This window comes from Bacillus sp. PAMC28748, assembly GCF_014250415.1.
Classification (GTDB): domain Bacteria; phylum Bacillota; class Bacilli; order Bacillales; family Bacillaceae; genus Bacillus; species Bacillus licheniformis.
Genome location: NZ_CP060192.1, coordinates 1,393,282 through 1,416,386, shown reverse-complemented (window position 1 = coordinate 1,416,386; position 23,105 = coordinate 1,393,282). Strand labels below are relative to the sequence as shown.

Annotated in this window: 21 protein-coding genes, 5 tRNA genes and 1 pseudogene; 11 read left to right on the top strand and 16 right to left on the bottom strand. The window is 46.0% G+C overall.

Going from position 1 to position 23,105, the window contains the following annotated elements:
* Positions 1–76: 76 nt before the first annotated feature.
* A complete protein-coding gene (locus tag H7F26_RS07300; RefSeq protein ID WP_003178460.1) occupies positions 77–379 on the bottom strand; it encodes an ArsR/SmtB family transcription factor in 303 nt (100 codons plus the stop codon).
* Between the two features lie 180 nt (positions 380–559).
* Here H7F26_RS07300 and H7F26_RS07295 point away from each other — a divergent pair, with 180 nt between their 5' ends.
* Genes H7F26_RS07295 through H7F26_RS07285 form a run of 3 tightly spaced genes read left to right on the top strand, consistent with a single transcriptional unit; the run spans position 560 to position 2,407 of the window.
* Positions 560–937, top strand: coding sequence for a GntR family transcriptional regulator (locus H7F26_RS07295; protein ID WP_009330329.1), 378 nt, complete (start codon positions 560–562; stop codon positions 935–937).
* Positions 937–1,818: an ABC transporter ATP-binding protein gene (locus tag H7F26_RS07290; protein WP_025805337.1), complete on the top strand. Its 882-nt coding sequence runs from the start codon at positions 937–939 to the stop codon at positions 1,816–1,818. The genes H7F26_RS07295 and H7F26_RS07290 overlap by 1 nt, the downstream gene beginning before the upstream one ends.
* A complete protein-coding gene (locus H7F26_RS07285; RefSeq protein ID WP_003178454.1) occupies positions 1,799–2,407 on the top strand; it encodes an ABC-2 transporter permease in 609 nt (202 codons plus the stop codon). The genes H7F26_RS07290 and H7F26_RS07285 overlap by 20 nt, the downstream gene beginning before the upstream one ends.
* 142 nt (positions 2,408–2,549) lie before the next feature.
* Here the strand turns inward: H7F26_RS07285 and H7F26_RS07280 are convergent, their stop codons facing one another.
* The 13 genes from H7F26_RS07280 to H7F26_RS07220 form a co-directional block, all read right to left on the bottom strand.
* Positions 2,550–2,873 (bottom strand): hypothetical protein, encoded by a 324-nt coding sequence (locus tag H7F26_RS07280; protein WP_003178452.1) that lies wholly within the window; start codon positions 2,871–2,873, stop codon positions 2,550–2,552.
* Positions 2,874–3,063: 190 nt separating this feature from the next.
* A complete protein-coding gene (glmS, locus tag H7F26_RS07275) occupies positions 3,064–4,866 on the bottom strand; it encodes a glutamine--fructose-6-phosphate transaminase (isomerizing) (RefSeq protein WP_003178449.1) in 1,803 nt (600 codons plus the stop codon).
* A gap of 441 nt (positions 4,867–5,307) precedes the next feature.
* Positions 5,308–6,654: a phosphoglucosamine mutase gene (glmM, locus tag H7F26_RS07270; protein ID WP_011197484.1), complete on the bottom strand. Its 1,347-nt coding sequence runs from the start codon at positions 6,652–6,654 to the stop codon at positions 5,308–5,310.
* Positions 6,655–6,674: 20 nt separating this feature from the next.
* Positions 6,675–7,991 (bottom strand): CdaR family protein, encoded by a 1,317-nt coding sequence (locus tag H7F26_RS07265; protein WP_016886233.1) that lies wholly within the window; start codon positions 7,989–7,991, stop codon positions 6,675–6,677.
* Positions 7,984–8,805: a diadenylate cyclase CdaA gene (gene cdaA, locus H7F26_RS07260; RefSeq protein ID WP_003178443.1), complete on the bottom strand. Its 822-nt coding sequence runs from the start codon at positions 8,803–8,805 to the stop codon at positions 7,984–7,986. The genes H7F26_RS07265 and cdaA overlap by 8 nt, the downstream gene beginning before the upstream one ends.
* 165 nt (positions 8,806–8,970) lie before the next feature.
* Positions 8,971–9,591, bottom strand: coding sequence for an anti-sigma-W factor RsiW (gene rsiW, locus H7F26_RS07255; protein WP_003178441.1), 621 nt, complete (start codon positions 9,589–9,591; stop codon positions 8,971–8,973).
* Positions 9,592–9,604: 13 nt separating this feature from the next.
* Positions 9,605–10,168, bottom strand: coding sequence for an RNA polymerase sigma factor SigW (gene sigW, locus H7F26_RS07250; RefSeq protein WP_071583603.1), 564 nt, complete (start codon positions 10,166–10,168; stop codon positions 9,605–9,607).
* A 225-nt stretch (positions 10,169–10,393) separates the two neighbouring features.
* Positions 10,394–11,308, bottom strand: a complete 915-nt coding sequence (gene rocF, locus H7F26_RS07245) for an arginase (protein WP_003178436.1) — start codon at positions 11,306–11,308, stop codon at positions 10,394–10,396.
* Between the two features lie 125 nt (positions 11,309–11,433).
* Positions 11,434–11,505, bottom strand: a tRNA-Gln gene (locus tag H7F26_RS07240).
* 4 nt (positions 11,506–11,509) lie between these two features.
* Positions 11,510–11,594, bottom strand: a tRNA-Tyr gene (locus H7F26_RS07235).
* Between the two features lie 8 nt (positions 11,595–11,602).
* Positions 11,603–11,675: transfer RNA gene (locus H7F26_RS07230), tRNA-Thr, on the bottom strand.
* Positions 11,676–11,733: 58 nt separating this feature from the next.
* Positions 11,734–11,809: transfer RNA gene (locus tag H7F26_RS07225), tRNA-Val, on the bottom strand.
* Positions 11,810–11,959: 150 nt separating this feature from the next.
* Positions 11,960–12,034: transfer RNA gene (locus H7F26_RS07220), tRNA-Glu, on the bottom strand.
* Between the two features lie 183 nt (positions 12,035–12,217).
* Between H7F26_RS07220 and H7F26_RS07215 the strand changes: the two genes are divergently transcribed.
* The 8 genes and pseudogenes from H7F26_RS07215 (at position 12,218) to H7F26_RS07180 (ending at position 21,584) form a co-directional block, all read left to right on the top strand.
* Positions 12,218–12,670 carry a 2-thiouracil desulfurase family protein gene (locus tag H7F26_RS07215; protein WP_003178435.1) on the top strand — a complete coding sequence of 151 codons (453 nt, stop codon included), beginning with the start codon at positions 12,218–12,220 and terminating at the stop codon, positions 12,668–12,670.
* Between the two features lie 174 nt (positions 12,671–12,844).
* Positions 12,845–13,759 carry an N-acetylmuramic acid 6-phosphate etherase gene (gene murQ, locus H7F26_RS07210; RefSeq protein WP_003178433.1) on the top strand — a complete coding sequence of 305 codons (915 nt, stop codon included), beginning with the start codon at positions 12,845–12,847 and terminating at the stop codon, positions 13,757–13,759.
* 18 nt (positions 13,760–13,777) lie between these two features.
* A complete protein-coding gene (locus tag H7F26_RS07205; protein WP_003178432.1) occupies positions 13,778–14,626 on the top strand; it encodes a MurR/RpiR family transcriptional regulator in 849 nt (282 codons plus the stop codon).
* Positions 14,627–14,652: 26 nt separating this feature from the next.
* The gene (locus tag H7F26_RS07200; protein ID WP_003178430.1) at positions 14,653–16,020 is read left to right on the top strand and encodes a PTS transporter subunit EIIC; all 1,368 of its coding nucleotides are present in this window, start codon (positions 14,653–14,655) and stop codon (positions 16,018–16,020) included.
* A 55-nt stretch (positions 16,021–16,075) separates the two neighbouring features.
* On the top strand, positions 16,076–17,434 hold the full coding sequence (pbp4b, locus tag H7F26_RS07195) for a penicillin binding protein PBP4B (protein WP_025807241.1): 1,359 nt from the start codon (positions 16,076–16,078) through the stop codon (positions 17,432–17,434).
* Between the two features lie 15 nt (positions 17,435–17,449).
* Positions 17,450–19,381, top strand: coding sequence for a glycoside hydrolase family 3 protein (locus tag H7F26_RS07190; RefSeq protein WP_009330335.1), 1,932 nt, complete (start codon positions 17,450–17,452; stop codon positions 19,379–19,381).
* Positions 19,381–20,610, top strand: a complete 1,230-nt coding sequence (locus tag H7F26_RS07185; RefSeq protein WP_003178423.1) for an exo-beta-N-acetylmuramidase NamZ family protein — start codon at positions 19,381–19,383, stop codon at positions 20,608–20,610. The genes H7F26_RS07190 and H7F26_RS07185 overlap by 1 nt, the downstream gene beginning before the upstream one ends.
* A gap of 105 nt (positions 20,611–20,715) precedes the next feature.
* Positions 20,716–21,584 (top strand): annotated as a pseudogene (locus H7F26_RS07180) (PhzF family phenazine biosynthesis protein).
* Positions 21,585–21,599: 15 nt separating this feature from the next.
* Here H7F26_RS07180 and H7F26_RS07175 read toward each other — a convergent pair.
* The gene (locus H7F26_RS07175) at positions 21,600–22,013 is read right to left on the bottom strand and encodes a DUF5391 family protein (RefSeq protein ID WP_003178418.1); all 414 of its coding nucleotides are present in this window, start codon (positions 22,011–22,013) and stop codon (positions 21,600–21,602) included.
* Positions 22,014–22,047: 34 nt separating this feature from the next.
* Positions 22,048–23,025, bottom strand: a complete 978-nt coding sequence (locus H7F26_RS07170) for a bile acid:sodium symporter family protein (protein WP_017474058.1) — start codon at positions 23,023–23,025, stop codon at positions 22,048–22,050.
* Positions 23,026–23,105 lie beyond the last annotated feature (80 nt).

Sequence of the window (23,105 nt, the reverse complement as noted above, 5' to 3'; positions counted from 1 at the left end):
TAAACACATCGAAATATGTCGATATGTATGGTGTAAAAATAAACATCATCAAGAGATGTTTATTTTTTAATGCTCATCATATCTCTGTTTTAAGAAAGTCAGCAAGCTTTCCAATGGCCTCTTCGTCTCTTTTGTAGTACGTATACTTTCCGATTCGCTCCGCCTTAATCAGGCCGGCTCTTAAAAGGATCGCGAGATATTGGGAAGCCGTCGATTGCGTCATTTTCAATTTGTCCGTGATTTGGCTGACACACACCCCGATTGTGTTCATATCAATCCCTTCATGGGGCTTAAAATGACGATCAGGCTCCTTCAGCCATTGCAAAATTTGCAGCCTTGATTCATTTGATAAAGCTTTGAAAATTTCAATAGGTTCCATACCAATCATTATATCTTCATATCGAAAATTGTCAATATGTATTGTGCCCTTTTATTCTTAACATCAAATTCTGGCTGACAATTCACTCCCCAAAGAATAAAAAAATCGTTGCCATTCAAGCAATCTTTGTGTATATTGTACATATTGTGTATATTGTATATAAACAAAAGAGGGTTTAAAATGAAAATTATAATTTCGAATAGTTCAAAGCAACCCATTTATGAACAAATTTACACCCAAATTAAGGATCAAATTCTTGCGAATGAATTGAAACCCGGACAGCCGCTGCCTTCTATGCGCCAATTGGCAAAGGACATGAATGTCAGTCTTATTACGTCAAAGCGCGCTTATGAAGAACTGGAGAAGAATGGGTTCATTTATTCCGTAGTCGGGAAAGGCTCTTTTGTATCAGATCAGAATGACGAAATAATGAAAGAAGGAAAAATGAAAGCCATCGAAGAGCAATTGTCGGCAGTGATAAAAAACAGCAAAGACATAGGCGTTACCCTTACAGAATTAAAAGACTTGCTTACCATTTTATATCAGGAGGAAGAATGATGGACAATGTAATTGAACTCCGGCATGTTCATAAATCGTTCGATGGTTTCCAGCTCAAGGACTTTTCGATGAATGTAAAAAAAGGTTTTATCACCGGATTTATCGGCGGAAATGGCGTGGGAAAATCGACAACGATTAAACTGATCATGAACTTATTGCAGCCTGACAGCGGAACAATTACGGTATTTGGCATGAATTACAAGGAGCATGAGAAAGAAATCAAACAACGTATTGGCTTTGTATTTGATTCCAACATATTTTATGAACATTTAACGTTAGCTGAAATGAAAGATATTGTGAAAAGATCCTATGTCAATTGGGATGAACAAGTATTTAATGATTATGTGAACACATTTAACTTGCCGCTCACAAAAAAAATCAAGACGTTCTCAAAAGGGATGATAATGAAAGCATCATTAACCGTTGCTTTGTCCCATCATGCGGAATTAATTATTATGGATGAACCGACGTCCGGACTCGACCCGATTTTCCGCCGGGAGCTGTTGGAAATCTTGCATCAGCTCATGCAAGATGGGGATAAGACGATCTTTTTTTCGACTCATATTACAACTGATTTAGATAAGATTGCAGATTATATCACGTTCATTGATAAAGGAGAGCACATCTTTACAAAGGACTTTTACGAAATTGAGGAACAATATGCAATTGTAAAAGGCGGAATGGAGTTGTTAGACCGGGAGACCGAACAGGAATTTATAGCGGTTCGAAAATCAACTCATGGATTTGAAGCATTGACTGCGAATAAATCACGAACAGAAAAAATCTTTGGGGACATGGCGTTAATAGAAAAACCGACCCTTGAAGATATTATGTTCTATACGAAGAAAGGAGCCAAAGAACATGTTCAACTTAATTCTTAAAGATATTATCTTGCAGAAAAAAACATTGGCGGCTTCGTTTTTGGTATTATGTGTTTATTTAATGTTAGATATTTCTCCAATCTGGGTTGGGGTTGTATTTAGTATAGTTATATCGATGTATGCCTTTTCAATAGATGAAAAGTCTTCTATACATATGCTTCTCAATTCTTTGCCTTATACACGGAAAGAGATTGTCAGTTCAAAGTATATTGTCGTCGTTCTCTTTACATCTATGGTGGCTGCAGCCATATTTATCGTACACTTCATCATTCACCGGGAATTTACGATCTGGAAAGACATCTTGCTAATGGTTGCCATTGTGATGACAGCTGCTTCATTCATGCTGCCATTCTGTTATAAATTCAAAAGCAACTATCTCGTGATTGCTTCTATTGCTGCATTTGGCTTATATATGCTAACGATTAACTTTCTCGTCCAAAATTTGAACGATCAAATTAGAGAGTTCATTCACATGCTTCTAACCTTACAAAATACTTTTCTCTATCTGATCGTTGCCATATCAATTATTACGCTGTATGGGTGTTCATGGCTTCTGTCGATTCGGATTTATAGAAATAAAGTGTTTTAAATAGGATAGGGCTTTTTTCCATCATTGACACCGCTTCATATTCATCCTCGGATAAAAAAACTGCACCGTCACACTCCTAGTCAGGTTGTTACGGTGCAGCGTTTGATGGGGATGATGAAGACCAAGGCCGTCTTTCAATCGCCTATTCTTCCAGTTCAATAAACGAGTATTTCTCTGGATCGGCCAATACATAAAAAAGTCCGAAGAACATCTTCCACCCACGAACCGGACTTCCGCATCTAAACTTTAACACTTCTCCTTCATCTAAAGTAAACCTCAAAGCTTGGCTTACACACCAATCAATTTTCACTTGGATCTCATGTTCGCCAGGCTCCAAATCAATTCGCAGTCTCCCGCCATCTTTGATTTTTCCAGCCTCGACACCATCAATCAGCACTGTAAATTTTCTCATTTTATTCATAAGCTGCGATGTTCTGTTAACTTCAATGTACGTTTCATTGTTCATGGTTACACTTCCTTAAAAGATAAGTATATATACGAGCATCGTCCAAACCGCCCCGGCATTCCGCTGTGCGCTTCACTTACAATCTAGCGCACTTCGATTTTTGATAAGACTTATTCCTCTTTCAAACATAAAAATACCCCTCCAGATCATCCAATCCAAGAGGGGTACAAACTTTTATTTCAACCGACTCCTACTCCACCGTCACACTCTTCGCCAGGTTCCGTGGCTTATCAACGTCACAGCCGCGGTGCAGCGCTGCGTAGTATGCGATCAGCTGCAGCGGGATGACGGAGACGAGCGGTGCGAGCTCCGGATGCACTTCAGGCAGGACGAAGCGGTCGTCTGCTTCTTCCAGGCCTTTCAGGGAGATCACGCAAGGGTTGGCGCCGCGGGCTGTCACTTCTTTGACGTTTCCGCGGATGCTTAAGTTGACGTGCTCCTGTGTCGCAAGGGCGATGACCGGTGTGCCGTCTTCGATCAATGCGATCGTACCGTGCTTCAATTCGCCGCCGGCGAAGCCTTCAGCTTGAATGTAAGAAATCTCTTTCAGCTTCAGGGATCCTTCGAGGCAGACGAAATAGTCGAGGCCGCGGCCGATGAAAAATGCATTGCGTGTTACGGTCAAGTATTCACGGGCGATCATTTCCATTTCGTCTTTTTGGTCGCAAAGGGCTTCCATCGCGTTTCCGATAATGCCGAGCTCTTTGACAAGATCAAAGCCGAGTTCTTTGCCGCGGCTTTCCGCAGTCACGGCTGCCAAAATTGCGAGAACGGCGATTTGCGCCGTATATGCTTTTGTTGACGCTACCGCGATTTCAGGGCCGGCATTCAGTAAAAGCGTATAGTCCGCTTCACGGGAAAGCGTAGATCCCGGTACGTTGGTCAATGTCAGCGCTTTGTGTCCGAGCTTTTTCACCTGTACGAGAACCGCGCGGCTGTCAGCCGTTTCTCCGCTTTGAGAAATAAAGATAAACAGCGGCTTCTCAGAAAGCAATGGCATATTGTAAGAGAATTCGCTTGCGACATGGACTTCAGCCGGAACTTTCGCCCATGTTTCAATAAATTGCTTGCCGACAAGACCTGCATGGTAGCTAGTTCCGCAGGCGATGATATAGACGCGGTCGGCTTCAGCAACAGCGTTTGAAATGTCTCCAGGAATGGAGAGCTTGCCGTTTTCATCTTGGTACGTCTGAATGATTTTCCGCATGACAAGCGGCTGTTCATCGATTTCTTTTAACATGTAGTGAGGGTATGTGCCTTTTTCGATATCGCTCGCATCAAGCTCTGCAATATATGAGGCACGTGACATCAATTCTCCGTCGAGGTTTTTGATCACGACTTTTTTGTCTGTGACAATCACCATTTCTTTATCCATAAGCTCCACGTATTCGTTTGTCACTTGAAGCATCGCCATCGCATCAGACGCGACAACATTGAAATTGTCTCCAAGGCCAACAAGAAGCGGGCTTTTATTTTTCGCAACATAGATTGTTTCTTTGTTTTCATGATCGAATAATGCAATCGCATAAGAGCCTTTGAGCAGCATGAGCGTTTGGCGGAACGCTTCTTCTGTGTCAAGGCCGTTATTGACGAATTGCTCGATCACTTGAACGACAACCTCTGTATCCGTATCGCTTTTAAGGGTTACATCGTGTAAATATTCGCGCGTCAGTTGAACATAGTTTTCGATGACGCCGTTATGAACAAGTGTAAAACGGCCTGATGCGCTTTGATGCGGATGAGCGTTTAGACGGCTCGGTTCTCCGTGAGTCGCCCAGCGCGTGTGTCCGATTCCCGCTTGTGACTTCACGTTTGCATCAACGGCTGCGCGAAGATCGGCGATCCGTCCTTTTTCTTTAAACACGTGTACGCCGTCTTCGTTCGCTACAGCGATTCCAGCTGAATCGTAGCCGCGATACTCCAGCTTCTCCAAACCTTTAAGTAAAATTTCCTTTGCATCAAGCTGGCCAATATAACCTACAATACCACACATAATTTTCTTCCTCCTAAAGTCGCAGGCAGGAGACGAAGAAAGTCTGCTTGTCAGGCGGGGACTTTCATCGTCCCCTCCTACATGTTTTTTATGGAAGATCATGCAATTTCCCTTTGTTCAAAGAGTCGCCTCTTTGGTTTGAGGAAATCCTTGCGGCTGTGATCTTTGAGGTCAGCCGGGAGGCATCCGCCGAAAATTCGATAAACCTCCATCCTCGTCAACTAAGCTGTTTCATCCGTACGCTTAGTCCGGGCGCTATAACTATAAAAATTTTTCTGCCCTGCCTTTCCTTATAAATTAAACAAGACAAGCTGATTTTACTATACGCTAAAGGAACCGTCAAACATTTTTCAAAATGGTTCACATTTTTTCCAAGATTGAACGGTTCCCTTTATCTTATGTGAAATCAGCATGTCTCGTTCTTCAGTCTTCTGCGGAAAATTACTCTGCTCCCATTTCAGCTTTCACGACATCTGCAATGCGGCCTACGTACTTCTCGCAAAGCTCCTTCGTTTTCGCTTCAGCCATGACACGGACAAGCGGCTCGGTGCCGGATGGGCGCACAAGGATGCGGCCGTCACCGTTCATTTCCTTCTCAACTTCTTCGATGACCGCTTTTACCTTTTCGTTTTCCGTTACTTTATGTTTATCGGTTACTTTCACATTCAAGAGGAGCTGCGGAAACTTCTGCATCTCTGCCGCAAGCTCAGACAGCGGCTTGCCTGTCATTTTAATCGTGTTCATCAGCATGATCGCAGAAAGCAGTCCGTCGCCTGTCGTATTGTAATCAAGGAAAATCAGGTGTCCCGACTGTTCTCCGCCGAGGGTAAATCCGCCCTTTTTCATCGCCTCCACTACATAGCGGTCGCCGACCGCTGTCTGAACGCTTTTAATGCCTTCCGCTTCAAGCGCTTTGTAGAAACCGAGGTTGCTCATCACCGTGGAGACAACGGTATTGTCCGTCAGGCGCCCCTCGCTCTTCAAGTACTTCGCGCATATGTACATGATTTGATCGCCGTCTACGATATTCCCTTTTTCGTCGACAGCGATTAAGCGGTCGCCATCCCCGTCAAACGCCATGCCGACGTCAGCTCCCTTTTCCTTCACAAATTCTGCCAGGGCTTCAGGGTGGGTTGATCCGACTCCGTCATTGATGTTTAATCCGTTCGGAGAAGTCCCCATCGTCGATACATCTGCGTCAAGATCGGCAAACAGGTGGGTCGCCAGCGAAGATGTCGCCCCGTGCGCACAGTCAAGCGCGACATGAATGCCTGTGAAGTCTTCATCAGCAGACTGCTTAAGAAACTGCAAATATTTCTGTCCGCCTTCAAAGTAGTCGTTCACCATGCCCAGATCAGCGCCTACAGGCCTTGGCAGGTGATCTTCCGGCTGATCCATCAGACGCTCGATTTCAAGCTCCTGTTCATCGGAAAGCTTAAAGCCGTCGCCGCCGAAAAACTTAATTCCGTTGTCCTGGACAGGGTTGTGGGAAGCGGAAATCATCACACCCGCCTCCGCGTCCATAGCCTTCGTCAAATATGCGACTCCGGGCGTCGAAATCACGCCGAGACGCATGACTTCTGCTCCTATCGAAAGAAGGCCTGCTACAAGGGCCCCTTCCAGCATATGCCCTGAAATGCGCGTGTCACGGCCGATCAGAACCTTGGGACGCTCCTTATCTTTTGTTAGGACATATCCGCCAAAGCGTCCGACTTTAAAGGCCAGCTCAGGTGTAAGTTCACTGTTTGCCACGCCTCTTACACCGTCTGTACCAAAATACTTGCCCATTAATATCGCTCCTTTTTGATTCATGAAGGTTGTGAATCCTTTTCAGAATGATTCTCTTCTTCTTCATCCTGACCATTGTTTTTTTCGTTTTGGGTTGTTTGAGATGAGATTTTCACTCGAATGCTTTGCCGCGGCAGCGACCATGTCATGTTCTGCGGACCGTTTACTTCCAGCTTTACATTGTGCTCGCCGTCATCGAGATCCGCCACATTGACATAGAGCTCGACGTCGGAAGGCTGGAGTTTTTCGATCGCGGCTGTCGAGCCCTTTGCCGTGATATCCAGCTTGCCTGACTTCGGATCGAGAAATTCAAGATCCCGGCTGTCATTCAGCCCCGCGGTTTTAATTGAAACTTTTTTCAGTTTTTTCTCTTCTTCCTTGTCAACTTTCACCTTGATTTTCACTTTTTCGGGTGACACCTTTTTAGCGCCGTCCGGCACTTTAATGCCGGCTTCCAATTCAGTATCATCCTTTATTTTACTTAAATCAATCTCGTCGGCCTCGACAAATTCTAACGAATCAAGAACATTTTGCGGCCCGTAGACGGTCACCTCTCCCGGACTTATATCGAGGCTGGAAATGCTGATGCCGTCCGGAAGGCTGCCTTTCCGGTCAACTTTGACCGGAATCTTTTTGCTCGGGCTCGTCACCGGAACGGTGATTTTAACGACGGAAGGGCTGACTTCAACCGGCAGGACATTTCCGTCCTTGTCGTATACTGTAAGCTTGGCTTCTTTTTCAACCGTCTGGTCGACGCCCTCTAAATTGATCGTCGCCTTGATGTTCTGGATTCTGTCGATCACGGCTTTTGAGCCGGTGACGCTGACGTTTTTCGGGTTGATGATCGGCAGCTCCGGCGTGTAGCCGTCTTTCATTTTGTTTTTATTATAAAAATCAACCTCGACCGGGAATTCCTTCGTCGTTTTTTCTTCGATCGTCACGGTTGTCACCGATGGATTGATGGTCAGAGTGAGGCCGTCGGCAACATTTCTGGCCTTCAGCTCGACTTTATGCCTGCCTGTTTTCAGGTTTTGCATGTCGGCATAAATCTCAAAATCCTTCACTTGTCTGACCTTCTTGACGGTTCCGGTCGGGCCTTTAATCGTGACATTCACCGTCTGCGGCACGCCTGTTACGACGTAGTTTTCATCATCATAAAACGATTTGACCGGTATATCGGTGAGCGTCGCTTCGTCTGTTGTCGATGTCGGGAAAAACGATTCACCTGGTTTCTTCGGAGTCGGCGCCTGAGCGCTGTGGACCGCAAAGTAAAGAAGAAACGCGAACAATAACGCGACAACTTTGACAGCCCAGGGATTGTTTAAGAACTTATCCATTTTTCTTCGCCCTCCAATACCAGCGATTTGAGGAAGTTTCCCGCGAATTTTTCTTAAATTCCGCTTCAAGCATATTTTTCAATGCCTCTTCCGATAAATCACGGTGAAGGTCTCCGTTTTTGGCGACGCTGATGCCGCCCGTCTCTTCGGATACAACAACCGTCAGACTGTCGGTCACTTCACTGATTCCCACTGCTGCTCTGTGCCTCGTTCCAAGCTCTTTTGAAATAAAAGGGCTTTCAGAAAGCGGAAGGTAGCAGGCAGCTGCAGCAACCTCATCGTTTTTCATAATCACGGCTCCGTCATGAAGCGGAGTGTTCGGAATAAAGATGTTGATCAATAGCTCAGAGCTGACCTTTGCATTCAAAGGGATCCCCGTTTCTATGTAATCGCCCATTCCCGTCTCCCGTTCAATTGTCAGAAGCGCGCCAATCCGGCGTTTCGCCATATATTTAATCGCTTTTGTAATCGCATCAATCGTTTTCTGCTGCTGCTCTTCCTCAGGTGTTCCGCTCCTCGAAAAAAAGCGCCCCCGCCCCAGCTGTTCCAGCGCTCTCCTCAATTCAGGCTGGAAGATGATAATAATCGCCAGGAACCCCCATGTGATCGCCTGGTCAACCAGCCACTGCAGGGTGCTTAATCCTAAATATTGACTGGCCAGCCTGACGAGAACAATGACCACGATTCCCTTTAAAAGCTGAACCGCCTTTGTCCCGCGGATGACCATCATTAATTTATATATTACGTACCAAACAAGGAGAATATCAACGGCATCGCCGAGGTACTGCAAGAAAGGGATATCCTCAAAAGCCATTTCCTCGTCCTCCAAGAATTCAGTCATTAGTAAGGTTAATATGTTTCAAAATGGTATGATCTATTATTTTTATATATACAGGGGCTATTATAGCACAAATTGATTTTCCAAGTGAAATGGCGGCCCCTCATAAAAAAAGAGCAAAGCTCATTCGCCCGCTTTGCTCTACTCTTTAGACTCCTTCACACCAAAAACCGATTTTCCGGTCGATTTGATCTTATACCAGATCCAGTCGAACACCTCGTTGATCTCATGGATCTGACCGGTGACTTGTCCTGCTGAAGCCGTATATTTTTCACCGTTTACAATCGTGACATCGCCGTCGACTTTGCCCTCTATAATCAGCTTTCCGTTTTTCACGGTCACATCGCCTTTGACAACTTCGCCTTCAGGCACGATGACCGTGTTGTTTTTCACCACAAGATTAGGCTGGCTGGATACGCTGAAATCGTGATCGTTTTTCCAGCTGGAGAAAAAGCTGCCGCCCATCAAAATTGCAAATAAAGCCGCCGCCACTAAAAACGGATGGGCTTTAAGCCACCTGTTGATCGATGCCGTCCGCTTTTCTTTCGGCAGATTCGCCAGCACATTGGCTGTAAAGTTCGCCGGAGCTGTAAGATGCGACGTGCTCTGGACAAGAGCGATGGATTTTTCCATTTCATGAAGGTGCTTTTTGCAGCCTTCGCATGATTGGAGGTGCTCTTTTAAACGCGTTTCATCTTCCGGAAGTATGTCTCCGTCAAGGTATTTATGCATAAGCTGAACAATATGCTCCGGACAGCTCATTTCATCACCCCACTTAAAGATCCCTTAATTGTTTTCTGAGAGCCTCTCTGCCCCTGTGTATCCTCGTTTTCACCGTACCTACGGGAATATTGAGGATTTCACTGATCTCAATGAGTGAAAGCTCATCAATGTACTTTAATACGATGACCGTCCTGTATTTATCGGGAAGCCTTAAGATTTTTTCCTGGATGGTGCTGTGCAGCTCCAAAGAAACCACTTCATCCTCTGGAAGCGCAACATCCGCCGCAACCTGGGAATACATTGTCAGTCCTTCAGTCCCTGCCACCTCTGCATCCAAGTAATAGTCCGGCTTTTTTTTACGGATACGATCGATGGTCAAATTGGTTGCGATTCGATAAAGCCATGTGGAAAATTTCCGGTTGATATCAAAACTGTCGATATTCACGTATGCTCTGATAAACGCTTCCTGCGCAATATCTTCCGCCTCATGCGCATTGCCGAGCATACGGTAGCAAAGCTGATAAATTTTGTCATTGTAAATATCCACGATGTCTGCAAATGCGTTACGATCGCCTTTTTTCACCTGTTTGATTCTTTTTTTAATCATTGTTTCCATATTTATCTAACCTCTGCCTTCACCGGTCTTTATGTATACGAATTGGTTTTTATAAGGTTTCATTAAATTCATAAAAATAGTTTATCAAATTTTTGGCAGGGTGTAGATGCTTTGACAGGGTTCATGCGCTTAATATTAGCTTAAAATTATTATACATCATAAATATTATGAAGTTGAGACTTCTATCATAAAAAAGAGCAGCCTGAAGCCGCTCTTCAACTGCACCTAAAGCAGCTTTTCGCCAAACAGCGATCCCATTAAGGCTACAGCCGCTTCCGCCGTCCTGTTTTTCTCATCCAATATCGGGTTTACTTCGACAAACTCGGCGGACGTAATCAGCTTCGATTCCTCAAGCATTTCCATAGCCAGATGGCTTTCCCTGTAGCTGATGCCTCCTGCTACCGGAGTTCCGACACCCGGTGCATCGTTCGGATCAAGCGCGTCCAAATCGAGTGACAGATGGACACCGTCCGTCCTGCCTCGCAAATAGTCTATCGTTTCTTCCATCACCCTTGTCATGCCGAGGCGGTCGATTTCATGCATCGTATATACTTTGATCCCTTTGTCGCGAATCAATTCTTTTTCCCCGTCATCAAGTGACCTCGCACCGATGATGACGATGTTCTCCGCTTTAATTTTAGCTTCTTTTCCATAGATGGCGGTCAGCCCTTCGTGGCCGATTCCCAGGCTGATGGCGAGCGGCATGCCGTGAATGTTGCCTGAGGGAGACGTTTCTTTTGTATTTAAATCGGCATGGGCGTCATACCAGATCACACCCAGGTTTTGATAATGCTTCGCAAGGCCGGCAAGCGTTCCGATCGCAATGCTGTGGTCACCGCCCAGCACGAGCGGAAAAGCGCCAGAAGCTACGATATTATCGACAGTCTCAGCAAGTTTTACACTCGCTTTTGTAATCGCTTTCAAATTTCTTAGCTCTTCAGATGCCGGCTCCCCGCCTTCTTTCTCATCCTCTCTTTGCCCGATCGTCATATCGCCGAGGTCTTCAATATCCTGACAAAGACATTCCAGCCGTTCATTAACACCTGCACAGCGAATCGCGCTCGGTCCCATATCGACTCCCCGCCTCAGCTGTCCAAGATCCATCGGCACGCCGATCATTGAAATCTGCTGTTTTAACATATGATATCCCCCTTTCAGACCTTCATTGTACCTTCCGATTCGGAATTGACTCAACAAGACATTTTTTTGAATAGTTATACAAAAAAGACAAAATAAAAAGGACATCCGAACAGGATGTCCAAAAACTGGGCTAGCTGGATTCGAACCAGCGCATGACGGAGTCAAAGTCCGTTGCCTTACCGCTTGGCTATAGCCCAATAATGGTGGAGGGGGACGGATTCGAACCGCCGAACCCTGAGGGAGCGGATTTACAGTCCGCCGCGTTTAGCCACTTCGCTACCCCTCCAAAAACAGTGCCGGCCAGAGGACTTGAACCCCCAACCTACTGATTACAAGTCAGTTGCTCTACCAATTGAGCTAGACCGGCATGATACGGTATCTTATGCAGTTACCGGCGCGGTTGTGTCTAAAACCGCTTCGAAAAATGGTGGAGGATGACGGGATCGAACCGCCGACCCTCTGCTTGTAAGGCAGATGCTCTCCCAGCTGAGCTAATCCTCCGAAGTACAGGACGTACAAGTGCATGCGTTGCAACAGGACGTTGCGCTTTTAGCATGCCTTCCTTGCCTTTGAAGTACAAGTGCGCGTTGCAACAGAATGTTGCTCCCTTTAGCATGCCTTCCTTTTCCCAGCGTGCCGTCCAAAAAAGAATGGTGACCCGTACGGGATTCGAACCCGTGTTACCGCCGTGAAAGGGCGGTGTCTTAACCACTTGACCAACGGGCCATCACCGTGTTTCAAGCAGCTCTCGTAAAGCTGACAAAAGTTATTATATACAGGTTCCTCCCCATTTGTAAAGAGGTAAATTAAAATTTTTATTTTCAAATTTTTTATTCATAGAGATTGAGAAAAGCGCGGAAATTTTGTTTAAAATAGGGCTATCTGATGTGCAAGAGAGGGGACCGAATAATGATACTGGTAAGTTCATGTCTGGCCGGAGTGGAATGCCGCTATAACGGTTCGCACAGCTATGTCGAAAAAATCAATAAGCTCGTTGAAGAAAAAAAAGCGGTGATGGCTTGTCCCGAGCTGCTCGGCGGATTTCAAACACCAAGGGAACCGGCCGAAATTATAGGCGGGACGGGAGAAGACGTTTTAGACGGCAAAGCGGTGATCAAGACACAATCGGGAAATGACGTAACAGACCTATATATAAAAGGGGCATATCAAACATTGGAGATGGCAAGGCAAATCAAGGCTGATACGATCGTGCTGAAGGAAAACAGCCCGTCTTGCGGCAGCAGCCATATATACGATGGAAGTTTCTCAAGCAAAAAAATAGCCGGCAACGGCCTTACGTCGGCACTTCTGAAAAAAGAAGGCTTCCGTGTGATTTCCGAACATCAAATAGACGAGCTGTAGTACCAGGACATAAGCGCAGTTCATCTGCGCTTTATTTTATTTCGGCGTTCAGATGTTTAGAACCTAATTGAAACAAAATTTTAATATTTATCTTTTGTCATTGAAATTATATTCCAGCCATAATATACTGAAAATTAAGAAATATATGCATTTTATGATCAGGAGGATTTGTCGATGGAAAACAGCCATTTAGGTTCCTTAACAACCGAACGCCGCAATGAAAGATCCAAGCGCATTCACCAGGCAGAAACGATCGATATGTTGAAAATCATGAATGATGAAGATAAAACGGTAGCCGAAGCTGTACAAGAAGTCTTGCCCGATGTTAAGACCGCCGTTGACTACGCCGTCGGGTCGTTAAAGAAAGGGGGACGGATCATCTACATCGGTGCCGGTACAAGCGGGAGGCTCGGCGTACTTGATGCAGCTGAATGCCCGCCGACATTCAGCATATCTCCCGAGTCGGTCATAGGCATCATTGCAGGGGGAGAAAAAGCTTTGTACAATGCCGTCGAAGGCGCTGAAGATCATGAGGCTTTTGGCAGACGGGATTTAGAAGCCGTTAACCTCTCAAACAATGATACCGTAATCGGAATCGCCGCCAGCGGCCGAACTCCGTACGTCCTAGGCGCCCTGAAGTATGCCAAGAAAACAGGTGCCAAGGCCATATCGCTGACATGCAATGAAAACTCGGCGATCAGCCAGGCGGCAGATCACAGCATAGAAGTAGTCGTCGGCCCTGAAGTCATTGCCGGATCGACGAGAATGAAAGCCGCAACCGCTCATAAAATGATTTTAAACATGATCTCAACGGCGGCCATGATCAAAATGGGGAAAGTCTATGAAAACCTCATGGTAGATGTAAAAGTAAGCAATGACAAATTAAAGGAGCGGGCGATCCGCATCATCCAAACGGTCACAGGTATGCCAAAAGAAACAGCGGCGCAAGCGTTGGAAATGTCCAATAACCAAGTCAAAACGGCCATCATCATGCTGAAAACAAACGAAGATGCAGCCGCTGCAGAAAAACTGCTGGAGAAATCAGAAGGCGATATCGAAAAGGCCCTATCCATTTATGAAAAATCTTAAATAAGAAAGGAAGAAACAATGGCTGCAGGAGGATTGGAAATCATTCAGAATATGCTTCACAAATTGCCGCAATCTGAACGAAAGCTTGCCGAATACATTTTGAAAAACCCCCACGAGATCGTAAACGGCACCATTCAGGAGGTGAGCTCTTCGGCAAAGACAAGCGGGGCGGCGGCGATACGGCTCTGCAAATCTTTGGGGCTGAAAGGCTTTCAAGATTTAAAAATGAGAGTCGCCGGTGATTTAATGAAGCCGTCTGATCAGGGATACCGGGATATCGAACCGCAGGAGCCGCTCCATTCAATCGTTCAAAAAACAACCAGCAATTCGATTCAGGCGATTCGCGATACCTTTGAAAACATTGACCACGAAGAACTTCAAAAAGCGATTCAAATATTGATCAACGCAGAAACGGTTCATTTTTGCGGGATCGGGGCTTCAGGAATCGTCGCACAAGACGCCCAGCAGAAATTTTTGCGCATCAATAAAAAGGCCACCGCTTTTAGTGATATGCATCTTGTTGCGACATTAATCGCCAATGCCGGCGAGAATGACGTTCTGTTTGCTATATCCCATTCAGGAGAAACACAGGAAATCGCCAATGCAGTCAGGCTCGCCAAAAAACATGGTATTAAAACCATTGGGCTGACGCGGTTGGGACAGTCTGCTGTCGCTTCATTAAGCGATATCGCCCTGTATACGTCATGCTCAAATGAAGCGCCGTTTCGCAGCGCCGCCACCTCCTCTCGTTTAACTCAGCTTTACATGATTGACTTACTGTTTTTAGGCATGGCCGCAGAGCGCTACGAGGACATCATTCAGTATATTGATCAAACAAAAGCGGCCATCCGCATGATGGGAATTTAGCGAATTGTAAAAAAGGGGGATATAAAATGAGCGATGAGAAAAAATATGCCGGGCTGGCAAGACTGATTTTACAACACATCGGCGGCCCGTCTAACGTCGCAGATCATACCCACTGTATGACGCGCCTGCGCATCACGCCTGTCAACAGTCAAAAAACCGACATCGACTCGATCAAAGCGCTTGAAGGCGTGATCGGCGTAGTTGAGGAGGAAACGCTTCAGATTATCCTCGGCACAGGCGTTGTACAGCACGTATCAGACGAGTTCGGGAAGCTGCTTAAATCCGCAGAACACGTTGACTTAAAAGAATCCGCAGCCAAACATAAAGCGGAGATTTCCAAGAAAAACGCGACGCCTTTCAAGCTGTTTCTCCGGCGAATCGCAAGCATTTTTATACCGCTGATCCCCGCTTTGGTCGCCTCAGGCTTGATTACCGGAATCACCAAAGCCGTTATCCAGGCTGGCTGGCTCGCGGAAACCTCACAAACCGCGATTATTTTAACGGTAATAGGCTCAGGTCTATTTACGTATTTGGGTATCCTGGTGGGGATCAATACGGCGAAAGAATTCGGCGGCTCCCCCGCACTCGGCGGATTAGCCGGTATTTTAATCATTAACCCCGCCGTTGGTGAAATTTCACTTTTCGGTGAAGCGCTTTTGCCGGGACGCGGCGGTTTAATCGGCATTTTATTCGCAGCTGCATTTATCGCTTTTCTCGAAAAACGGGTCAGGCGCCTTGTACCTCACTCACTCGACATCATCATCACACCTACAGTCTCCCTTCTTATCACAGGAATCGTCACCTACGTTGTCTTCATGCCTGTCGGCGGCTTGATTTCCGACGCCATTACGTCAGGTCTTCTCGCCATCTTAGATCTTGGGGGCATTATCGCCGGCTTTGTACTGGGCGCCACCTTCCTTCCGCTCGTCGTAACCGGACTTCATCAAGGACTGACACCCGTTCATATGGAATTAATCAATTCAATCGGCGATGACCCGCTGCTGCCGATTTTGGCCATGGGGGGCGCAGGACAAGTAGGCGCCGCTTTTGCGATCTATTTCAAAACGAAAAAAGCAAAGCTAAAAAGAGCCATTGCCGGCGGACTGCCGTCAGGCCTGCTCGGCATCGGCGAACCGCTCATATTCGGTGTAACCCTTCCGCTCGGACGTCCGTTTTTAACCGCGTGCCTCGGGGCCGGAGTAGGCGGAGCATTTCAAGCGTATTTCAAAATTGCGACCGTATCGATAGGCGTATCAGGGCTCCCTTTGTCGTTTTTGGTTCATACCCACCAAGTTCTTTTGTATATTCTCGGTTTGTTTATTTCCTATGCTGCCGGCTTTGTCTTAACATACTCCTTTGGTTTCAAGTACGATATGGCAGTTGAATTTGATTAAACGTTTGTTTAAAATTTCCCACTATGCAATTTTTAACAGAAAGGAGTGAAGCAAGCTGAAAAAGTTTATGATCAGTGCGGCCGCGTCCCTATTGCTGCTGACATGCTTTTTTCCGCTTCCGTCCACAGCACAGACTGCCATCGGGAACGAGACAAAACAGCGGCTGACATATCCTGTTTTAACGAAAGCGAAAACGCCTGAAGAAGCCGGTTTTTCTTCGAAAAAGCTTAAAGCTGTGGACCGTCTGATCGAACAGGATGTCAAAGCGGGCTTTCCCGGCGCTGCCCTTATTTTGATTAAAGACGGAAAAATCATCAAAAAAGAAGTCTACGGCTACAAGCAGAAATACAACGGCCTCATAGCGCTCAAACATCCAAAAAAAATGAAAGCAAACACGATGTTCGACCTAGCCTCCAATACAAAAATGTATGCCGTCAATTTTGCCTTGCAGCATTTAGTGAGCACCGGAAAGCTTGACTTGAACAAAAACATTTCTCAATATCTCCCTGATTTCAAAGATCACCCGGAAGACGATGTAAAGGGAAAAAACCGGCTCCGCGTGATTGATTTGCTTCATCATAACGCAGGCTTCCCTGCAAGCTGGAATTATTACGACCCGAAATCAGCCGGACACCTCTACTCTCAATCACGGAGCAAAACGCTTGAATATCTTGTGAAAACCCCCTTGGCATATGAACCCGGCACAAAGCAAATTTACAGTGACATCGACTATATGCTCCTCGGGCTGATCATTGAAAAAATCACAAACGAGCGTTTAGATACCTTTGTTGAAAACCGGTTTTACCGGCCTCTCGGATTGCGGCATACTTTGTTTAATCCGCTCCAAAAGGGCTTTAAACGGTCGCATTTTGCAGCTACGGAACGATTGGGAAACACCAGAGACGGCACCATTTCGTTCCCAAACATCAGAACTTACACACTTCAGGGGGAAGTCCACGATGAAAAAGCATTCTATTCAATGGAAGGCGTTTCTGGGCATGCCGGCCTGTTTTCCACCGTTGACGACGCAGCAGTGCTCCTTCAAGTCATGCTGAACGGCGGCGGTTACGGAAGACAGCATCTATTCAGCAGTTCTGTCATTTCACAATTTACAGAGCCGTCAAAAACAAATCCCACATATGGACTAGGATGGCGGCTCAACGGCAATACCGATATGGAGTGGATGTTCGGCAAGCACGCCAGCAGCAAAGCATACGGCCATACCGGCTGGACGGGAACGGTTACTATCATTGATCCCGTGTATCAAATCGGCATTGTGTTGTTAACCAATAAAAAGCACTCTCCTGTTATCAACCCTAAAGAAAACCCGAATCAATTCGAAGGTGATGAATTTGCAACCGGAAAGTACGGCAGCGTCATTACAGCTGTTTACGAGGCGTTACATCACCAATAGGAGGCGACCCTTTATATGAAAAGATTTCTTCAATGCGCGTTGATTGCATTGCTGTTATCGTCTCTCGCTTTGCAGCCGGCCGCTCGCGAAGCAGAAGCAAAACAGCGTCCGGAACAAAACATCAAACAAATGGTCAGCAGCATGTCGCTTGAAGAGAAAATCGGGCAAATGCTGATGCCTGACTTTAGAAACTGGAAGAAAAAAGGGGAATCGAGCGCCAAAGGATTAACAGAAATGAATGACGAAGTTGCTGGAATCATTGAAAAATACCGGCTCGGGGGCGTCATTCTTTTTGCTGAAAACGTCACAGGCACAGAGCAGACTGTACGGTTAACGGACGGCCTGCAACAAGCGAGCCCTGACATTCCGCTCTTTATCACGATCGATCAGGAAGGCGGGATTGTCACGAGACTCGAATCAGGCACAAACCTGGCCGGCAATATGGCAGTCGGAGCATCGAGAAGCAGCAAAAACGCCTTCAGATCAGGAAAAATCATCGGAAAAGAATTATCATCACTGGGCATTAACGTGAATTTCAGTCCTGTACTTGATGTCAACAACAATCCCGACAACCCTGTCATCGGCGTCCGTTCTTTCAGTTCCAAGCCTGAGCTGACTTCAAAGCTCGGCATCCAGATGATGAAGGGCCTTCAGGACGAGCAAATGATCGCCACAGCAAAGCACTTTCCCGGACACGGCGATACAGCGGTTGACAGTCATTACGGATTGCCGCTTGTTCCGCATAATGAAAAAAGGCTGAGAAGTGTTGAACTTGCGCCATTTCAAAAGGCGATCGATGCAGGTATTGACATGATCATGACAGCGCATGTCCAGTTCCCCGCCTTTGACGATACTACCTATAAAAGCAAAAAAGACGGCGAGGACATCATGGTGCCTGCTACGCTTTCCAAAAAAGTCATGACAGACCTTCTCCGCAAAGATCTCAGCTTTAAGGGCGTTGTTGTAACAGACGCTTTAAATATGAAAGCCATTTCTGATAATTTCGGACAGGAGGAAGCCGTCGTCATGGCTGTTAAAGCAGGAGTCGACATCGCACTCATGCCCGCGCAAGTCACATCGCTTGAGACCGAAAAAAATCTGGCGCGTGTATTCGAAGCTCTTCTGACAGCCGTTAAAAATGGGGATATCCCCATGGAACAAATCGATCAGTCGGTGGAGCGAATCCTTCAATTAAAAATAGACCGAGGCATCATAGATCACACCGGCTCCGAACCGCTTCAGAAAAAAATCAAATACGCCTTGAAAACGGTCGGCAGCAGCAAACACATGAAATACGAAAAGAAAATGGCAAGGGATAGCGTCACTATCCTTAAAAACGACAAAAGCACCCTGCCGTTTAAACCGAAAAAAGGGGACACCGTCCTCATTCTCGCTCCATATGAAGAGCAAACAGCAGCAATCGCAAAGACCATCAGCAAAATAAGGAAAAACATCAAGGTAGTCGAATACCGCTTTGCAGAAAAAACGTTTGAGGAAGAGATTCAAAAGAAAATTGACGAAGCCGATTATGTCATCACAGGATCATACGTCATCAAAAACGATCCGGTTGTGAACGACGGTGTCATTGATGACAGCATTCAAGACTCAAGCAAGTGGGCAACCGCTTTTCCGCGCGCCGCCATGAAATACGCGCAGGCCAACGGAAAAAAATTCGTCTTAATGAGCCTGAGAAACCCTTATGACACGGCAAATTTTGAAGAAGCCGAAGCCGTGATTGCGGTATACGGCTTTAAAGGCTATGCAAACGGACGCTTCAGGCAGCCGAATATCCCGGCCGGAGTGGAAGCCATTTTCGGAAAGGCAAAGCCTAAAGGAACATTGCCCGTAGACATTCCTTCAGTCACGCGCCCCGGGGAAACCCTTTACCCGTATGGCTACGGATTGAATATTAAAAACGGCAAGCCGCTTCACAAAGGAGGGTCATGATGGGAAAAAAAGCAATCTGGCTGCTTGCTGGAATGTTTGTCTTCAGTACACTAACCGCAGCAGCTGCCTTTCCGGACAAAGAAAAAAAAGCAAAGGTCTCACCGGGTATTGAAGTGCTCATGAACAAAAAAAGCATATTAAAAGGAAAAAGGGTCGGTCTCATTACAAATCCAACCGGTGTCAATTCGACATTAACAAGCAGCATCGATTTGCTTCACCAAGCCCCCGGTATTGAGCTGACCGCTCTCTATGGTCCAGAGCACGGTGTAAGAGGAGACGCTCAAGCCGGTGACAAGGTTGACTCTTATATTGATGAAAAAACCGGTCTCCCCGTCTACAGCCTCTACGGAGATACGAGAAAGCCGACACCGGAGATGTTGAAAAACGTTGACGTCCTGCTATTTGATATCCAAGATGTCGGAACACGGTTTTACACTTACATTTACACTATGGCATATGCGATGGAAGCGGCAAAAGAAAATGATATTCCATTCATCGTCCTTGACCGCCCAAACCCGCAAAACGGCTTAAAAGTTGAAGGGCCTGTCCTAGATCCGGATTATTCTTCATTTGTCGGAATGTATCCCGTCCCTCTAAGTCACGGAATGACGGCAGGAGAATTGGCAAAGCTGTTTAATGATGAATTTAACATCGGAGCCGACCTAACCGTCATAAAAATGAAAGGCTGGAAGCGGCAGATGTTCTTTGAAGACACCGGTCTTCCTTTCGTCCTGCCTTCCCCGAACATGCCGACGCCGGATACGAGCATCGTCTACCCGGGCACAGGTTTAATTGAAGGAACCAACATGTCAGAGGGAAGGGGCACGACAAAGCCATTTGAATTGATTGGTGCGCCTTACATGAAAAGTACGGAGCTCGCCGAAAAATTAAACGGTCTGAAGCTGCCTGGCGTCAGATTCAGAGCCGCCTCCTTCAATCCGACATTTTCAAAGCATCAGAATAAACTGTGCCACGGGGTGGAGCTTTACGTGACCAACAGGTCCGCTTTTAAGCCTGTAAATACCGGTATTGCGATCATCAAAACCGTCCATGACCTCTACCCGGACGACTTTGAGTTCCTCCCTTCAGGCAATTTCAACCGTCTGATCGGGAACGGATGGGTCAAAACAATGATTGAGCAAGGCGCTTCAATTGATGAAATCGCCAAAAAATACGAAGCAGAGCAAAAACGGTTTATGAATATCAGAAAGAAGTATTTGCTTTATTAGGAAGAGCGGGAGCCGCTCTTCTTTATTTTTGATTAGACTGTTCAATCATTCCCATCTCATGTAAGATATGTGAAACTGCGTCTTATTAGAGGGGAGATACTTCAGATGGATTTTTATCTTGTGGATGTGTTTGCAGAAACAAAATATACAGGAAACCAGCTCGCTGTTTTTAAAGCAGAAAAGAACCTATCAAGTGATGAAATGCAAAAAATAGCCAGGGAAATCAATTTTTCCGAGACTACTTTTATATTGGGAAAACAGGGAAACGGCGGGTACGATGTCCGAATCTTCACCCCGGAAAAAGAAATTCCGTTTGCAGGACATCCAACGCTGGGCACAGCGTTTATCATTAAGAATGAAATCGAAACTGAACCATCTTCTAATGTCATTTTAAATGTAACAGCAGGCGCAATACCGGTGACGTTTGAAAAAGGTGCTGATCAAATCATTTGGATGAAGCAAAATCCGCCCGTGTTTAACCGAACCTTTGATAAAGAAATGATGGCGGGGGTAATTGGAATCGACACATCTGATATGGATTCGAATTTCCCGATACAGGAGGTTTCTACAGGGCTTCCAGCGGTTATCGTACCGTTAAACTCGTTAAATGCAGTTAAAAAATGCAAAATCAACAAGGATCGGTTTGAAGCTTTCATGAAAGAAACAGAGCAAGTCTGCTCGTTTTTACTACCGAAACATATCATGAACAAAACCACATCAATGCACGAGTATTTTGCGACTGTTTCAGCGTTCCTGAAGATCCGGCAACAGGAAGCGCAATCGGGGGTCTCGCAGGGTATTTACTGCATCACGGCTATTTTAATCAACACTACCTCAGCATAAGGGCTGAACAAGGATTTGAAATAAACCGCCCTTCCCTGCTTCATCTTGAAGCCCAAATAACGGAAAACAGCACAGAAATTCACGTCGGGGGAAACGTCCACCTGATCGCTAAAGGAAGTTGGCAAATTTGAACACAACTTTGAATATCAGAAAGAGGCACTTGCTGACGTCCGGCGAAAAGCAACCACTAGCCAAATCACATTCACAATCGCTAACAGAACGCAAAGACCTGCGACACCCAGTAATGCAGAAGCATTTCCGCCAATAGCGCCAATCAACACAAACACTGGACTCATAGTCAGCGTGATGATTAACCCAATTCCGCAAAGAACAGCCATTACAAACTTCATTGCATCAAACCCGGCCATATAAACAGCGAGGGGCAGCATATAAAAGAGCAAAACGGTTCCGATTGCCGCCCACATCCCCAAAGTGCCAAACTCATTAGCATGAGGGCCTGAATGAGCGAGCGGAGAAAGTGAAGCTGCGACTATCATAGAACAAAACAGAAAAGCGGAGATTAAAGTCCAGATCATTACACTTACTCTATTGGTTTTCATTATATTTAACTCCCGCAAGATCTGAGTCTGCCAACTATGAGGGCAGACTCGTCTTTTTGTCCAAATGATGCGCTTTTTTCAGCTCGCTTCTTGCAAGCAAATGCCCAAACAGCGCGGCCAGAATCTGTTGGAACAGCATGCCAACGACAACGGGCACCGCCACTTGAGGCGGAAAAAAGCTAGTGGCCAACACAGCGCCCGCGCTAATATTCCGCATTCCTCCAGTAAAAATTAAAGCCACGATTTCCTCCTGGGGCCGCTTCATCAGCCGTCCTATCAGCCAAGCTGTCAGGTAGCCTGTAAATGCCACCAAAAAGACCGTAACGGCTATCGTTAAAAACTTTAAATCGACGTTTTTAAGGTAAGAAGCGACCACCGAGCTGTTAATCGCCACTACGGCGGCTAACCCGACTTTCGAAAACGGAGCACAATTTGCGCTTAATCGCGCTGTCCGCTCCGGCGTTGAAAATTGATTGACGAGCATTCCCAATAAAGAAGGAATCACAATCATTCCAACTAACCCCTTCATCATGCCGATGACATCCATTTCAACATGCGCCCCGGCCAAGATGGAAAGACTGAATGGAACAATAAAAGGCGAAAGAATCGTGTCCACTAAAATAATTGACAGGGTTAAACCGATGTTACCTTTATACATTGCAGCCCAAATCATGCTCGTAATACCCGTCGGAATGACAACACCAAGGGTAAGCCCTGTAATCGTCAATGAATCCCCGCTAAACACAAGATGCCCCGTGCTCCATGCCAAAACAGGCATAAATATGTGCAAAACAAATAAAGCGAGAAACATCGGCAAGGGATGAGCCACCGCTGTTTTCAGCGACTGAAAATTTGCTCCCAGGCTGCCGGCAAACGTCATAAACGCAAAAATCCACGGCACAAGACTCGCCAGCCCATTTAAATAATCTGCAAGCAGTACTCCGCTGACAACGCTTAAAGGCGTCAGCAAAGGCATAATCTTACCAAGTGTTTTATTGATTGTCTGAAGCATAGATGTAAAACGCCCGCTCTCTTTAAATCGAATTTACATTCATTATAACAAAAGATGGAATATCAAAACAGGAAGGGAAT